Source organism: Arthrobacter sp. MDT1-48-3, assembly GCF_054511015.1.
The window spans coordinates 531,759-547,696 of sequence record NZ_JBTNDL010000002.1 but is presented as its reverse complement, the minus strand read 5'-3'; the positions used below and the strand labels follow the sequence as shown (position 1 = coordinate 547,696).

12 protein-coding genes are annotated in these 15,938 nt (G+C 69.2%); 9 read left to right on the top strand and 3 right to left on the bottom strand.

The window, feature by feature from the left end; genetic code table 11:
• The first annotated feature begins 64 nt into the window (after positions 1-64).
• Positions 65-1,174, top strand: a complete 1,110-nt coding sequence (locus ACX80L_RS07375) for an AraC family transcriptional regulator (RefSeq protein ID WP_459288727.1) — start codon at positions 65-67, stop codon at positions 1,172-1,174.
• Positions 1,152-2,135 carry a LacI family DNA-binding transcriptional regulator gene (locus ACX80L_RS07370; RefSeq protein WP_459288725.1) on the top strand — a complete coding sequence of 328 codons (984 nt, stop codon included), beginning with the start codon at positions 1,152-1,154 and terminating at the stop codon, positions 2,133-2,135. The genes ACX80L_RS07375 and ACX80L_RS07370 overlap by 23 nt, the downstream gene beginning before the upstream one ends.
• A 178-nt stretch (positions 2,136-2,313) precedes the next feature.
• On the opposite strand, the gene ACX80L_RS07365 is transcribed toward ACX80L_RS07370, so the two are convergent.
• On the bottom strand, positions 2,314-4,206 hold the full coding sequence (locus ACX80L_RS07365) for an adenylyl cyclase (protein ID WP_459288723.1): 1,893 nt from the start codon (positions 4,204-4,206) through the stop codon (positions 2,314-2,316).
• Positions 4,207-4,431: 225 nt separating this feature from the next.
• On the opposite strand from ACX80L_RS07365, the gene ACX80L_RS07360 reads away from it, so the two are divergent.
• Positions 4,432-4,746 (top strand): DUF6457 domain-containing protein, encoded by a 315-nt coding sequence (locus tag ACX80L_RS07360; RefSeq protein WP_459288721.1) that lies wholly within the window; start codon positions 4,432-4,434, stop codon positions 4,744-4,746.
• 10 nt (positions 4,747-4,756) lie between these two features.
• Here ACX80L_RS07360 and ACX80L_RS07355 read toward each other — a convergent pair whose 3' ends face one another.
• Together ACX80L_RS07355 and ACX80L_RS07350 are read right to left on the bottom strand one after the other, a co-directional pair.
• Positions 4,757-6,016, bottom strand: a complete 1,260-nt coding sequence (locus tag ACX80L_RS07355; RefSeq protein ID WP_459288719.1) for an MFS transporter — start codon at positions 6,014-6,016, stop codon at positions 4,757-4,759.
• A 64-nt stretch (positions 6,017-6,080) separates the two neighbouring features.
• Positions 6,081-8,498 carry an FdhF/YdeP family oxidoreductase gene (locus ACX80L_RS07350; protein ID WP_459288717.1) on the bottom strand — a complete coding sequence of 806 codons (2,418 nt, stop codon included), beginning with the start codon at positions 8,496-8,498 and terminating at the stop codon, positions 6,081-6,083.
• 343 nt (positions 8,499-8,841) lie between these two features.
• Here ACX80L_RS07350 and ACX80L_RS07345 point away from each other — a divergent pair, with 343 nt between their 5' ends.
• From ACX80L_RS07345 to ACX80L_RS07320, 6 genes are all read left to right on the top strand, one after another.
• Positions 8,842-9,405, top strand: coding sequence for a MarR family winged helix-turn-helix transcriptional regulator (locus ACX80L_RS07345; protein ID WP_133082865.1), 564 nt, complete (start codon positions 8,842-8,844; stop codon positions 9,403-9,405).
• Positions 9,405-11,318, top strand: coding sequence for an MDR family MFS transporter (locus ACX80L_RS07340; RefSeq protein WP_459288714.1), 1,914 nt, complete (start codon positions 9,405-9,407; stop codon positions 11,316-11,318). Before ACX80L_RS07345 ends, ACX80L_RS07340 begins: the two co-directional genes overlap by 1 nt.
• 220 nt (positions 11,319-11,538) lie before the next feature.
• Positions 11,539-12,555: a LacI family DNA-binding transcriptional regulator gene (locus ACX80L_RS07335; protein WP_459288712.1), complete on the top strand. Its 1,017-nt coding sequence runs from the start codon at positions 11,539-11,541 to the stop codon at positions 12,553-12,555.
• Positions 12,556-12,672: 117 nt separating this feature from the next.
• Positions 12,673-13,974 (top strand): extracellular solute-binding protein, encoded by a 1,302-nt coding sequence (locus ACX80L_RS07330; protein ID WP_133082863.1) that lies wholly within the window; start codon positions 12,673-12,675, stop codon positions 13,972-13,974.
• Between the two features lie 93 nt (positions 13,975-14,067).
• Positions 14,068-15,030 (top strand): ABC transporter permease subunit, encoded by a 963-nt coding sequence (locus tag ACX80L_RS07325; RefSeq protein WP_133082862.1) that lies wholly within the window; start codon positions 14,068-14,070, stop codon positions 15,028-15,030.
• Positions 15,030-15,938: a carbohydrate ABC transporter permease gene (locus ACX80L_RS07320; protein ID WP_459288710.1), complete on the top strand. Its 909-nt coding sequence runs from the start codon at positions 15,030-15,032 to the stop codon at positions 15,936-15,938. Before ACX80L_RS07325 ends, ACX80L_RS07320 begins: the two co-directional genes overlap by 1 nt.

Here is a 15,938-nt window from a genome sequence, read left to right as displayed (position 1 = left end):
ATTATTTCCGGGGTCGACGCGCGATCGCTTGACTTCACACGACACCTCTTTACCCTTAAACGACATGGGCTCCGTCATCCGATCCGCCGGCATGCGCGGCTTCCGCGCGGTCGTGGAGCAGTCCGGGGGCGACGCCGAGGCGCTCGCGGGCAGGTACCGCGTGCCGCTCGCGGCGCTCGACAGCGACGACGTCCTCGTGCCCGACGTCGCGATGGCGAAGCTCCTCGAGGGTGCGGCGCGTGAGCTGCCCTGCCCGGACCTCGGACTGCGCATCTCCGAGTACCAGGACATCAACATCCTCGGACCGCTCGCCGTCGCCGTCCAGAATTCCCCGACCGTCGGGGCTGCGCTGGAGTGCGCATCCCAGTTCCTCTTCCTGCACAGTCCCGTGCTGCGCTTCACGATCGTGCCCGACCCGGAGGGGCGCCCCGGTGATGTGGGCCTCTGCTACGGGTCCTCGGAAGGGTCACTGCCCCGGCAAGCCACCGACGCCATCCTCGCCTTCGCCCACCGCATGATCCGCTTCCTGCTGGACGGCCCGTACGGGCTCCACTCCGTGCACCTCTCGCACCTGCCGAAGGCGTCCGCGGCGCGCTATGCCGAGTTCTTCGGCGCCGAGGTGCGATTCGGGCAGCCCGCGTCGCTGTTGCGTGTCCCGCGGAGCCTGCTCGACCGGCCGCTCGCAGGCGTCGACGGGACACTCCGCGAGATCGCCCTGGACTACCTCCGCACCCACTTCCCCGAGCCGGGGCGCGTCGTGGCACCGCAGGTCCGCAACGCCATCGACCGCATGCTGGGCACCTCGCCGGCCGGGATCGATTCCGCGGCCAGGCTCCTGGGGATGCATGCACGGACACTCCAGCGCAGGCTGGCTGCCGAAGGCACCTCCTTCGGGGCGCTGCTCGACGACGTCCGGCGGGACTCCGCGCTCCGCCTCCTGACGCGCACGGACCTGCCGCTGCAGCAGGTCGCCGGGCTGGTCGGGCTGTCCGAGCAGTCGGCCCTCACGCGGTGTGTCCGCCGGTGGTACGGCAGAACCCCGAGCGCCGTGCGCTCCGGTGGGGCAGCCGGCGTCCTGCCGGTCCCCCGACGGAGCCCGACCGCCCGCACCTACACTGACAGGCAGGACACGCAGGTGATGAGGGGGAGCGGTGGCAGGGATCACGAGCGCTGACGTCGCCCGCGAGAGCGGGGTGTCGCGCACCACCGTCAGCTACGTCCTGACCGGGCGGGACGGCGTCAACATCTCGGCCGAGACCCGCCGCCGCGTACGGGAGACCGCGATCCGCCTCGGGTACGCCCCGTCGGCGGCGGCCCGGGCGCTGCGCACCGGTCGCAGCGACCTGGTGCTGTGCCTCCTGCCGGACTGGCCCGTCGGCCCGGTGATCGAGACCCTGCTCGACGAACTCGCCGCCGGACTCTCGGGCCGCGGGCTGTCGGTCCTCGTGCACCACGGCCGGGGATCCCGCCCCCTCACCGATCTCTGGCGGGCGGTGACGCCGCGTGCGGTGATCGGCTTCGCGCCGTTCGCCGAGGACGACCTCCTCGCCATGCGCCAGGCCGGCATCCAGGTGCTCGGGACCCTCGGCGAGGAGCACCAGCCCCAACCGGACCTGCCGTCCCGGAGCCAGCTGGAGATCGGCGCGCTGCAGGTCCGGCGGCTCGCGGAACGACAGGGCGCACGGATCGGCTACGCCTGGCCTGCGGATCCCCGGCTCGAGGTCTTCGCCCGCGACCGCCTCCTCGGTGTGCAGCGCGCCTGCTCGGAACTGGGACTCCCGGACCCGCACGTGCTGCCGGTCGCCCTCGACGTGCCCGCTGCCGTCACCGCCGTCCGGGCCTGGCGGGAGCAGGGCGTCACGGCGGTCGCGGCCTACAACGACGACGTCGCGCTCGCGGTCCTCGCGGGTCTGCGGGCAGAGGGACTGGCCTGTCCCGGCGACTGTGCGGTGGTGGGTGTCGACGACGTCCCGGCTGCACGCCTCGCGGCGCCTCCGCTCACGACGGTCTCGCAGTCCATCGAGGTCCAGGCGCGATACTTGGCGGCCCTCGTGTTGGCCGATCTCGACGGCTCGGAGGAGAAGCCCGGGCATCCCGGTCACGGACTGCACCTCGTGGAGCGGGAGTCCGCCTGACACTGCCGTCGGAGGTACCGGTGCCACGCAGGTCGGCAAGCCCGCCCGCGTACACCGCGACGGCAGCGCGGTCCAGAGCCCAGGCACAGGCGTACGGACACAGCACGCAGGAAGGGCCGGAGCAATGCTCCGGCCCTTCCTGTGGACCGTGCGGTCGCGCGCCCGCAGGAATGCCTCCCTACGGGTAGCGCTCCACGTAGCTCGGCGTCCCCGTGTTCGCGTTGCTCACGGGTGCGCCGGTGTCGTTCACCACGTGGTCGATCGTCCCTGCACCGAGGTTGACGGTCAGGACGTGGTCGAGCACCACTCCGGGGGTGTCCGGCACCTCGAAGCCACGCGTGGCGTGGATGGTCGGATCAACGTTGGTGAAGATGTACGAACCGCCGCCCGCCAGGGAGTGGTGCTTCACGTCGTCGGCCACCTTGTAGCCGGCCCAGCCGAGGACGCCGTCGTGCTGCCAGGCGGCCTGGTTGGGCGGATCGTAGGGGAGTTCGTTCTGGAAGAAGACCGTGCGGCCGTTCTCGCCGTTCCAGATGACGTTGTACTCCTGGTAGTGCTCCACGAACAGGCCCGTGGCCGTGACGTCGTCGCCGTTCACGATCACGCCGTTGCGTCCCGTGCTGACGTCCCAGCCGAAGGATCCCTCGTTGCCGTGGTCGGCGCGCCACACCCAGGTGTGGTCGATCAGCACGTCGTCGCTGTTGATCTCGAGGCTCACATCCGCCTTGCCGACGTGCGGGCCGCCGATGCGGAAGTACACATCGCTCAGCGTCGTCGGGTTGGCGGGGTCGCTGTGCTTCGCGCCGTTGTTGCCGTTCTTCGTCCCGACCTGCAGCAGGACGGGGGAGTTGACGGTGCCGCCGTCGATCGTGACACCGGCGATGACGACGCCGGGCACGTCCGCGACCCGGAGAGGCGTCGCGCCGTCCACGGCGGTCAGGGTGGCGTGGCCGAGCCCGAGGACCACGGTGTCCGCCCGCTTGACCGCGATGGTCTGCGCGATGTCGTAGACGCCGGGGGTGAGGAGGAGATGCCTGCCGCGGGCCAGGGCGTTGTTGATCGCCTGCACAGGGTCGCCCGGACGGGCGACGAAGAAGTCGGACAACGCGATGGTGCGTCCCGGCGTCAGGCCGTCCTTCCACGAGATGCCGCGGGAGTCCAGCTGGGCGGCGGGTACGCGGACGCTGTACGAGCCGGAGCCGTCCGCGAACAGGTACGGCTTCTCGCGACTGACCGGCGTCCGGTCGACGGTGGTGTACGGGGGAGTGGGGAAGCCCTCGTCGGAGGGGGCGCCCTCGGTGCCGGCGAAGACCTGGTTCCAGACGCCGTTGGACCAGCTGCCGATCTCGCTGTTGCGCGTCAACCACTGCTGCTGGGAGCCGTTGACGATGTCGCCGGCCTTCGAATCGGCGAGGTAGCCGCCGCTCGCGAACTGGGGACCGGCGGTGCAGTAGTCCATCAGCGAGAGGGTGCCGCCGGTGACGTCCACCCGGCGGAGGGAGACCGCCTGGGAGACGGCCCAGAAGTTGGCCGTGGCCCGGCAGCCGTCCTGGCCGGCGCCGTTGACCTCGAGGGTCAGGTTGGAGAGCGTCCGCCAGAAGTTGTTGAGCGCTATGCAGTTGGTGGTGCCGTCGTCCTCGAGGCAGCGGTTGTAGACCTCGATCTTGCCGTTGATGGTCACATCGGAGGGCGATGCCCCGAGGCCGGCCACCTCGGTGTAGTAGCCGACCTTGAACTGCAGCGGTTCGGCGTCGGTGCCGTACGTGCCGGGCAGGAACAGGAGCGCCTCCCGTTCGGTGCCCATCTCGTTGTCGATCTGCCGGGCGTTGACGGCGTCGACCGCCGCCTGGATCTCGCTGACCGGCATGCTCGGATCGAAGATCGTCACATTGGGCCCGAAGTCCGGAGTGGAGGTCGGAAAGGCTCTCTTCGTGGCGACCGGCGTCGTTCCCGCGGGATCGAGCGGGGGAGCTGCGATGGCCGTTGCTCCTGCGCCGGTGGCCAGGAGCATCGTGGCTCCGAGCACTGCTGCCAGGCGGGTTCGCCCGGTCCTGGCTGTGGGGGGTGTCATGCTGAACGGTTCCTCTCCGTCGAGGTGGTCCTGCCGGGAATCGGCGATGCGGTTGGTGAATCGTGTCACCGAACGATGAGGGAATTACATCCCCGGAGACGGACGAAGTCAAGGCACACCGCAACGAGCTGTGCCTTGATGGACTGCCGTGCCGGTGCTAAAGCTTGGAGGAGCACTGTCGGCGGAGGCCGGCAGCCAGGCACCGCACCGACGCGAGGAGACACCATGGCAACGCCCGACGAAGAAGAGCGCACCCTCAGCGAGTGGAGCCGGACCCTGACCCAGGCCCTGCAGATCCTCGATCTCGAGGTGGACCATCCGCGGATCGTCGAGCTGGCCGAGCGGTCCTCACAGCACGTGTCGCCCTCCGCCGGGGCCATCAGCGCCTTCCTCGTGGGCTATGCCGCCGGCACCGTGACCACGCGCAACCGGGACGAGGCGAGCGCCGCGGTGGAGAAGGCCGCGAACACCGTGACGACCGTTCTCCGGAAGGACGAGGAGACCCGCGAGGAGCAGGGCTGGACGGGCAGCGCCCAGTAGCCTCGAGCGGTCAGGCCGGGACCGTGGTCCGGTCCCGGCCTGCCGCGCGCGTGAGGGTCCACCCCAGCACGACGACGACCGGGACGGCCGCTGCCAGGCCGAGGCCCGCGTAGCCCAGCAGGACGAGCGCCGGCCCGGCGAGGGCGCCGCCCAGGGCGCCTGCGAGGTTCATGACGAGGTCCGACGAGCCCTGCACCGGCGCGCGCTCGGTGATATCGACGGCACCTGCGAGGAGTGCCGACGCAGAGACGACACAGGCGGACCAGCCGAGGCCGAGCAGCACCAGGCTCGCGGTCACCCACGCCTCGGAGCCGGAGCCCTGCCACGCGGTCAGCAGCGCTGCGAGCAGCAGGACCTGGCCGCAGAGGATGCCGCGGGTGTGCCCGGCCCGGTCGGCGATCCAGCCGAAGACCGGCGAGAGGGCGTACATCCCGGCCACGTGGAGGCTGATGGTCAGTCCCACGACCGTCAGCCCGGCGCCGTGGTCGTGCAGGTGCACCGGCGTCATGGACATGAGGGAGACCATGGCTGCGTGGCTCACGGCGATGCTGATAACCGCATACCGCGCGGCGGGGTTCCGGGCGAGGACACCGAGCCCCCGCCGTCGCCCCGGGGGTGCGCTCCCCGCCGGGCGGTCGGCGGCCTGGCGGCGCAGCGCGGTCAGGAGTGGATCCGGGCGCAGCCCCAGCGAGTAGACGGCGGCCGCCGCGGCCTGCGCCGCGGCGGAGAAGACGAAGCCCCCACTGAGCGGGGGTATGCCCAGGACGCCCGCCACGGCCTCCCCGGGTTCGAAGAGGTTCGGCCCGAGGACGGCTCCGATGGTCGTGGACCACACCACGACGGCGAGGCTGCGGCCGCGCGTCGCGTCGGTCGCGAGGTCGGTGGCGGCGAAGCGGGCCTGCAGTCCCGTGGCGGACCCGGAACCGAGGAGCACGAGTGCCACGAGCAGCAGCGGGAACAGGGAGAGCGACGCCGCCGTGATGGCGAGCAGCGCACCGGCACCGGCGACGACGGCGCCCGTCGAGAGGGACACGCGGCGCCCCCTGCGCTGGGCGAGGGATGCGAGGGGCACGGCTGCGGCCGCGGCACCGAGCGTTGCCATGGTGGACGCCATCCCGGACCAGGCGCTGGACCCCGAGGTCTCCGCGGCGAGCAGCGCCCCGAGGGACAGCGTCGCCCCGGCGCCCACGCCGCCCAGGACCTGCGCGACGACGAGGACGCGGATGACGCGACGCTGCTCGTCGTGCTGCTGCTCCCGTTCCTGATCCATCCGGCCCGTCCCTCCTGGTCGCTGACCGGAGCAGTCTACTGGCGGGGAGCCGTCCCGTCGGGCTCTAGGCGTTCGCGGCCTCCGCCTCCTTCACGGGCACTCCCGTTCCGGCGACCGGGAAGCCGTCCGGTTCGGCGTCGGGCACCTGGGCCGTCGCCTCGGCGTCGTGTTTCGACGGCGCCCTGTGCGTGCTCGGCTCGAACCGGACGATGATCTGCTTCGACGTGGGGGTGTTGCTGCCCTGTGCCACCTCCTCGAGGGGCACCAGCACGTTCGCCTCGGGATAGTACGACGCCGCGCAGCCGCGGGCGGTCGGGTACGAGACGACGCGGTAGGCGCGGAGCACGCGCTGCACGCCGTCGTCGTACACGCCGTGGATGTCCACGTTCTGGCCGTCCTTGAGGCCGAGTTCGGCGATGTCCTCGGGATTGATGAACACCACGTGCCGGCCCTTCTTGATGCCGCGGTAGCGGTCGTTGTTGCCGTAGATGGTGGTGTTCCATTGGTCGTGTGCGCGCAGGGACTGCAGGATCAGCGTCCCCTCGGGGCGCTCGAGATACTCGAGGTCGTTGACGGTGAGGACGGCCTTGCCCGTGGGGGTGTTGAACGTGCGCGAGTCGCGCGGACCGTTCGCCAGGATGAAGCCGCCGTCCTGCCGGATCTTCCGGTTGTAGTCCTCGCAGCCCTCGACCACGTGCGCGATGTGCTCGCGGATGAGGTCGTAGTCCTTCTCGAAGCCCTCCCAGTCGGCGTCGATCTTCCCGTCGATCGTCGCGCGGGCGAGACGACTGATGATGGCGGGCTCGGAGAGCAGGTTCTCCGAGACGGGCTCCACGCTGCCCCAGGAGGGGTGCACCGCGCACACGGTGTCCTCGACCGAGACGAACTGGACGCCCGTGGCCTGGCGGTCGATCTCGGTGCGGCCCCTGCACGGCAGGATCAGCGCCTCCTTGCCCGTGACGAGGTGCGAGCGGTTGAGCTTGATCGAGATCTGCACGGTCATGTCGGTGTTCTCGAACGCCTTCTCGGCCACCTGCGTGTCCGAGATGGCCGCGACGAGGTTCCCGCCGAGCGCCACGAGCACCTTGACCTTGCCGTCGCGCATGCGCCGGATCGACTCCACGGCGTCGGCGCCGTGTTCCCGGGGCGGCTCGAAGCCGAACTCCTTGCCGAGCGCGTCCATGAACACCGGCGGCATCTGCTCCCAGATGCCCATGGTGCGGTCGCCCTGCACGTTGCTGTGGCCGCGGATGGGGGAGGCGCCCGCACCCGGCTTGCCCATGTTGCCGCGCAGCAGCAGGAGGTTGATCATCTCCTTGATGGTGGCGACACCCTTCTTCTGCTGGGTGATGCCCATGGCCCAGGTGATGATCACCTTGTCGGCGGCGATGTACCGGGCGGCGAGCTCGTCGATCTCCTCGGTGCGCAGGCCCGTGGCTTCGAGGACGGTGGCCTCGTCGAGGGTCAGCAGGTAGTCGCGCAGCTCGTCCAGGCCCTCGCAGTGCTCCTCGAGGAAGGCGTGGTCCAGGACCGTGCCGGGGTTCTTCGCCTCGGCCTCGAAGACGCGCTTGGACACGGCCTGCAGGAGTGCCATGTCGCCGCCGAGGCGGATCTGGAGGAACTGGTCCGCGATCTCGGTGCCCTTGCCGATGACGCCCCGGACCAGCTGCGGGTTCTTGTAGCGCTTGAGCGATGCCTCGGGAAGGGGGTTGACAGCGACGATCTGCCCGCCGCTGCGCTTGCAGGCCTCCAGTTCGGTCAGCATGCGCGGGTGGTTGGTGCCCGGGTTCTGCCCCATGACGATGATGAGGTCCGCGTCCGCGTAGTCGTCGAACGTGACGGTCGCCTTGCCGATGCCGATGGTCTGGCCCATGGCCCAGCCGGAGGACTCGTGGCACATGTTGGAGCAGTCGGGGAGGTTGTTGGTGCCGTAGGCGCGGGCGAACAGCTGGTACAGGAACGCCGCCTCGTTCGAGGTGCGGCCACTGGTGTAGAAGGCCGCCTCGTCGGGGGAGTCGAGGCTCTTCAGCTTGTTCCCGACGATCTCGAAGGCCTCGTCCCAGCTGACCGGGCGGTAGTGGTCCTCGCCGGCCGGCTTGTAGACGGGCTCGACGAGGCGTCCCTGCATACCCAGCCAGTAGTCGGAATGCGAACGCAGGTCGCTGAGGGAGTGCTCGGACCAGAAGTCGGAGGAGATGACGACGGGCGTCGCTTCCCAGGTGACGGCCTTGGCGCCGTTCTCGCAGAATTCGAAGGTCTTGCGCTTGTGCGGGTCCGGCCAGGCGCAGCTCGGGCAGTCGAACCCGTCCTTGTGGTTCATCTTGAGGACGGTCTTCAGGGTGCGCTCCACGCCCATGTGCTCCAGTGCGGGCTTCATGGAGTGGTAGACGCCGGGAATGCCGGCCGCCCACTCCTTCGGCCGCTTCTCGACCCGCAGCTCGCTCTCGTCGACTTCTTCTACACGGGGTTCCTTGCGCGTCATGGCGAACGTCCTCTTCCGTGGCCCGGGTGCGGGCACTCCTCGACAGGTGGTCCGGCCTGCCCTTGTGTATCAGGCCTAACAGGGGGTGAGCCGGGACCGCAAGTATCCGGCGCAGTCGGCCGGCCTCCTTGACGCGGCGTCGTCCGCAGATCCGGGCGGTTGCGGGACGGGCAGACCCGCCGCTGCACAGTATGCGACGACGGTGGATGTGCGGTCCACCGGTTCCAGGGACGGAAAGGAGGTTGAAGGCGACGGGCCGGGAGGTGTTTATTTAGTTGACCTAACGAAACGGCGGGCGTACAGTTACTTAGAGCAACGAAGTATATGAGGCCAGGAGTTCCACATGTCGGTAGCGCAGCACACGGCTGCAGAGCTGGTGCACAACATCTTCGACCTGCAGCGCGCGCTGCGGGGAGTGACGGCTGCCGCCATGAAGTACTCCGAGCTGGGACCGGCCCACACCGGCGTCCTGTTCTTCATCGGGGAGGGCGGCCCGATGCGCGCCTCGGCGCTCGCGGGCAGGCTCGGTATCGGACCATCCGCGTTGAGCAGGCAGCTCGCGGACCTCGAGCAGTTCGGCTTCGTGGTCCGCACCCCGGACCCGCTGGACGGGCGGGCCTGCCTGCTCTCGCTGTCGGGAGAGGGCCGGACGTACCTCGCCGAGACCTATGAGCACAGGGCCGAGGCACTGCGGGAGATCCTCTCCGACTGGACCGAGAGCGAAGCCGAGGCGGCGTCGTCGTCCGTACGTCACCTCACGGCCGCCCTCCGCTCCGCAGCCTCGCACCCTGGCGGGCCGGCACACCCCGTCCCTCAGGATCCACTCCGCACCACCGCACACCGCACGGGCAACGACGGCCGTCACCACCTGGACCCCGCGTCCGAGACTCCGAAGGAAGAACTCTGATGGCCACCCATCCCACCGAGGCGAAGGTCGCCGAAGCCGCTGTACGGCAGCCGGCCGACGCCGCCCACCACCGCAGCAGCGAGCCCATGAGCCACAAGCAGATCCTGCAGGCCCTCACGGGCCTGCTCGCCGGCCTGTTCACGGCGATCCTGAGCAGCACCATCGTGGCGAACGCGCTGCCCACGATCATGAGCGACCTCAACGGCTCCCAGACGGACTTCGCCTGGGTCATCACCGCCGCGCTGCTCGCCAACGCAGCGACCACCCCGATCTGGGGCAAGTTCTCGGACCTGTTCGACAAGAAGGTCCTGGTGCAGGTCAGCATCGTCATCTTCGTCGCAGGCTCGGTGCTCGCGGGATTCGCCCACACCATCCCGCTGCTCCTCACCGCCCGCGTCATCCAGGGCATCGCCATGGGTGGCCTCACCGCCCTCGCGCAGGCCATCATCGGCACCATCATCGCGCCGCGTGAGCGCGGCCGGTACTCCGGCTACATGGGCGGCGTCATGGCCGTCGCCACCGCCGGCGGACCGCTGCTCGGCGGCTTCATCGTGGACTCGCCGCTCGGCTGGCGCTGGACGTTCTTCGTCTGCGTCCCGCTCGCGATCATCGCCCTGGTGCTGCTGCAGGTCACCCTGAAGCTCCCCGACACGCGCCGCAAGGCACGGATCGACTGGCTCGGTTCCATCCTGCTGACCGCCGGTGTGAGCCTGCTCCTCATCTGGGTCTCCTTCGCCGGCAAGGAGGGCTACTACGAGTGGTTCTCCCGCGAGAGCGCCCTGATGGTGGGTGGCAGCGTGATCCTGCTGGCCCTCCTGCTCGTCGTCGAGGCGAAGGTGGCCGAGCCCATCATCCCGCTCACGATCATCTCCGAGCGCACCACGGCCCTGGCGATCATCGCCTCGATCGCGGTCGGCATCGCCCTGTTCGCCAGCTCGAGCTACCTGGGCCAGTACTACCAGGTGGCCCGCGGCGCCACGCCCACCGAGGCCGGCCTGCTCACGCTCCCGATGATCGCCGGAAACCTGATCGGTTCCATCGGTGCGGGACAGCTCGTCACCAAGTACGGCAAGTGGAAGAGGTACCTCATCGCGGGCGCCCTGTTCCTCATCGCGGGCCTGGGCCTCGCCGGCACCATCGACCACCTGACGGAACTGTGGCTCGTCGGCATCTACACCTTCGTGTTCGGCCTCGGCCTGGGGCTCATGCTGCAGAACCTCGTCCTCGCGGTCCAGAACACCGTGGCGGTCAAGGACATCGGCTCCGCGAGCGCCTCCGTGGCCTTCTTCCGCTCGATGGGCGGAGCGGCGGGCGTCGCGGTGCTGGGCGCGATCCTCGGCACCCAGGTGGAGGACAAGACCACCGAGGGCCTCGCCGCGGCCGGCATCCCCGTCACCGGCGGAGCTGCAGGCGGATCACTCGACCTCGTCGACCTCCCTGCCCCTATCGCCGACATCGTGCGGGCCGCCTACGGGGACAGCACGGCCATGATCTTCCTGATCACGGCGGTCATCGCGGTCCTCGGGCTCGTCTGCGTACTCTTCATCAGGGAGACGCCGCTGCGCCGCACGGTCGACTTCGCCCAGGCCGCTCCCGCCGGTCCTGCCGCGTCGATGTCACCTGCGGCAACAGGCACCACGCCCGCCGTCGCCGGTGCGCCGGCAGAAGGAGTCGCGGCCGGCGCGCAGGCCGGAGCGCAGGCCGGAGCCGGCTCCGGGGTCGCTTCCCGTCGGGGCGGGGACACCGTACGGCAGGGCGCGGCGGGGGAGTCCGAGGTCGTCGCGGTGCAGCCGTCCCACGGGCGGCACAGTGCCGGGCCGGTCGAGATCCTCAAGGTCGACCTCGACCGCGTGGCCCGGGAGCTGTCCGAACTGGACATCGAACTGCCGGACGCCGCCGGAGCGCGCCGCTGATCCGGCACACACCCGACAGCATCGACGGAACAGGCCATCGGGATTCCCCGGTGGCCTGTTCCCGTTTCGCGCCGGACACCTTTGTTCCCTTCTTCGACAAACCCCTTGTCGGGAGCAGGAATGTGACGTAGCGTACTGGCAACCGGTCGTCGAAACGTTTAGACGACCGGCAGCCGGAGGATCTCCTCCGGCCCGCGCACCAGCAGACATCGGAGTCGGCATGGCCAATATCCACGACGTCGCCCGCGTCGCCGGTGTGTCCATCAGTACCGTCTCCTACGCGCTGAGCGGCAAGCGGCCCATCGGCGAGAAGACCCGCCGGCGCATCGACGAGGCGGTGCGGGAACTCGACTACATGCCCAATGCCGCCGGTCGGATGCTGGCCGGGACGAGGACGCGCATCTTCGCCCTCACGGCACCCCTGAGGAGCGACACCTACGCGCCGGCGCACATGGCATTCGTGCTGGCAGTGGCGACGGCGGCGAGGAAGTACGACTACGACGTCCTCCTCCTGACCGAGGACGAAGCGACCGACGGCCTCCACCGGGTCTCCTCGAGCAGGCTCGTGGACGGGATCATCGTCCTGGACGTCTCCCTGCATGACGAGCGTGCGGACCTCGTGCGTTCGCTCGGTGTCCCCGCAGCGCTCATCGGCGTGCCGGCGGACACGGAGGGGCTGGTCTGCGTGGACCTCGACTTCGAGGCCGCCGCAGCACTGGCGGTGGACCGGCTGGTCGACGCCGGGCACCGGTCGCTGGCCCTTCTCGGCCATCCCCCGATGGTCTACGAACGCGGATCCAACTTCCCGATGCGGTTCCGCGACGGCTTCCTGCGCAGGGCGGCGGAACGGGGCGTCCGTGCATCCTTCTCGATGGTGGAGAAGGATGCGCCCCACGTCCGGACCGCGCTGGCCGGCGTCCTGGACGCTGATCCGGCACCCACCGGTGTCGTCGTGCACGCCGACGAGGGCGTCCACAAGGCGGTGCTCGAGGCCATCGCGGCGCGCGGGCTGTCCGTCCCGGACGATCTCTCGGTCATAGCGGGGGTGCCCACCTTCGATACGTCCGGCTTCACGCCACCGCTGGACGCCATTCCGCTGATCCCGGCGGACTCCTGTACCCGTGCGGTCGAGCTGGCGGTCCAGCAGCTCGACGGCACCGTCGAACCGCGCGTCGAACTCGTCGCGCCGAAATACCGCGACCACGGTTCGGTCGCGGCACCCCGCCCGGGCAGCTAGCGCCGGCGCCATCCACCCATCGGTTCCACCCGACGCGGCACTCCATGGCCGTTCGTCGAAACGTTTCGATAAGATCCGCCCGTCCCCGTGACGGACGACCACTACAAGGGAGTAGGCATGAACAAGAGCAGATTGATCCTGGGGGCCGCCTTCACGGCCGCCGCACTCACCCTGTCGGGTTGCTCCGGCTCCGGCTCGGACACCGGATCCGGCGGTGAGGGCGACACCCTCAAGCTGTGGCATTTCGAGAGCGAGACCAGCGCCATGGGAATCGCCTGGACCGAGGCCATTAAGATCTTCGAGGAGGAGACCGGCGCGACGGTCGAGTTCGAGGAGCGCAGCTTCGAGCAGATCCGTTCGACGGCGAGCCAGGTGCTCAACTCGGACGAGGCCCCGGACCTCCTCGAGTACAACAAGGGCAACGCCACAGCAGGCCTGCTGTCCAGCCAGGGCCTGCTGAGCAACCTCGACGACGCCGTGGAGGAGTACGGCTGGGACGACAAGCTCGCCCCGTCCCTGCAGACCACGGCGAAGTACGACGAGCAGGGCATCATGGGCTCCGGCAGCTGGTTCGGCGTCCCGAACTACGGCGAGTTCGTCGAGGTCTACTACAACAAGGACATGTTCGCCGAGGCCGGCCTGGAGGTCCCCACCACGCTCGACGAGTTCGAGGACGTGATGCAGGCGTTCACCGACCAGGGCGTCACGCCCATGGCGGAGTCGGCGGCCGAGTACCCGCTCGGCCAGCTCTGGTACCAGCTCGCCCTCACGCAGGCTGACCGCGGCTGGGTCGAGGACTACCAGCTCTACACGAACCCGGTGGACTGGCAGGGCGAGGAGGTGTCCTTCGCCACGGAGACGGTCAAGGACTGGACGGACAAGGGCTACATCTCCACCAACGCCACGGGTTCGACGGCGGAGGACGCCGGAACGGCGTTCATCAACGGCACGAACCCGATCTTCTTCTCGGGCAGCTGGTGGCACAACCGGTTCACCACCGAGGCCACGGGCTTCGAGTGGGGCACGTTCCTCTTCCCCGAGGCGGAGCTCGCGCCGGGATCCGCGGGCAACATGTGGGCCGTGCCGGAGAACGCCGCGAACAAGGAGCTCGCCTACGAGTTCATCGACATCACCATGCGACCCGAGATCCAGAACCTCATCGGCAACAACGGCGGCGTCCCCGTCGCCGCCGACCCGGCCGACATCACGGACGAGAAGAGCTCGGAACTCATCGCGAACTTCAACCAGCTCACCGAGAAGGACGGCATCGCCTTCTATCCCGACTGGCCCACGCCCACCTTCTACGACGAGCTGAACGCAGGCCTCCAGGAGCTCCTGAACGGCACGATCTCGCCGGAGGAGTTCCAGGAGCAGGTCGGCGGGCAGTACCAGAGCGGCGTCGACGACATCGTCGGCTAGTTCCCCGCATCCGTCCGTGCCGCCGGTCCCCGTTCCCGGACCGGCGGCGCGGACGGCACCCCGCCTGTCCCCGCCCTCGGAAGGTGCAAGCCCATGGCGATCGCAACCCGGTCGAAGGAGCGCGCCCAGCGCTCCACCGCCACCCCCAGCCTCATCCCCGGCTCCCGTAGCAGTTCCTTCTGGTTCTACCTGCTGCCCGGCCTCGCCCTGCTCACGCTCATCATCGTGGTCCCGCTGCTGTGGAACGTCTACCTGACCTTCACCTCGTACCGCGGTATCCGCCCGCCGGAGTTCATCGGCCTCGAGAACTGGGTGGAGCTCTTCGGCGACACCACGTTCTGGACCTCGTTCCGCAACTCCGTGGCCATGATCGTCGCGATGGTGGTGGTGCCCACGCTGCTGGGCCTCGTCCTCGCCGCGATGCTGTTCGACCTGATCGGCCGGAAGTTCGGCGGCCGCGTGGCGAGTTTCCTCCGCGCCACCTACTACCTGCCGCAGATCCTGCCCGGTGTCATCGCGGCCATCGTGATCGGCTGGATCCTCCGGCCCGAGAACGGCGCCCTCAACCAGGTGCTCGCCGCCGTCGGGCTGGGCGGCCTGCAGAGCAACTGGCTGGGCAGCCCCGAGACGGCACTCCCCAGCATCATGGTGATCATGGTCTGGGTGCAGCTGGGCTACCCGGTGGTGATCTTCATGGCGGCGCTGCAGCGCGTGGACCCAGAACTGTACGAGGCCGCGGAGCTCGACGGCGCGAACTGGTTCCAGCGCTTCCGGGCCATCACCGTCAGCATCATCCGGCCCGAGATCTTCGTGGTCACCCTCACGTGCGCCATCGCCGCACTCAAGGTGTTCGGTCCCATCTACGCGCTGACCGGCGGAGGACCCGGCAGCTCGACGATCGTCCCCGCCTACTACGCCTACAGCGAGTTCTTCCAGTCCCAGCAGGTGGGCTACGGCGCCACGATCGCCACCGCGCTGACGGTCGTCATCGCCGTCGTCAGCATTCTCTTCGTCCTCGTGCAGACGAGGCTCGAACGCAGCGAGGAGGCACGCTGATGGCCATCACCGAGACCACAGCAGGGAAGACCGCACGTGAAGCGGTCCAGGAACCGCCGCGGCAGCGACGACGCAGCGGGCGGGCACGCAAGACCGCCGGCGACTGGGTGATCCTCGCGGTGGCCGTGCTGATCGGGCTGCTCATCGCCGTCCCGTTCCTGCTCATCCTCGCCAATTCGTTCAAGTCACCCACGGACTACGCCTCCGGCGGGCCGCTCTCGCTCCCGTCGTCGCTCTACTTCGACGGCATCACCGCGTTCTGGGAGCGCGTCGACTTCCCGCGCAAGCTCTGGAACAGCTTCTTCATCAGTTCCGTGGTGGCGGTGCTCGCCGTCGGGATCTCCATGTTCAACGCCTTCGCCCTGGGCATCGGACGCGTGCGGGGCCGGACCTGGCTGGTGCTGCTGATCCTGCTCGCCAACATGCTGCCGCAGGAGGTGCTGCTGTACCCGCTGTACTTCATGTTCCGGCAGGTGGGCCTCTACGACAGCCAGTGGGCCGTGATCATCATCTTCACCGTCATCCAGAGCGCGTTCGGCACCTATCTCCTGGCCTCGGTGTACGGCACCTTCCCGAAGGAGCTGCTGGAGGCGGCGTCACTCGACGGCGCGAGCCGCTGGCAGATCCTGTGGCACGTGATCTTCCCGATCTCGCGGCCGACCCTGAGCGTGCTGCTGATCTTCTTCTTCATCTGGACCTGGAACGAGTTCCTGATCCCGCTGACGTTCCTCGTGGGCAACGACAACCAGACCGTCCCCGTGGCGATCACGGTCCTGCAGGGCGACCGCCTCATGGACGTCACCACCACCAGCGCCTCCGCCCTCCTCGGGCTCCTTCCCACCCTGATCTTCTTCCTCATCTTCCAGCGCACCCTCACCCGGGGCATCACGGCAGGAGCAGTCAAGTAA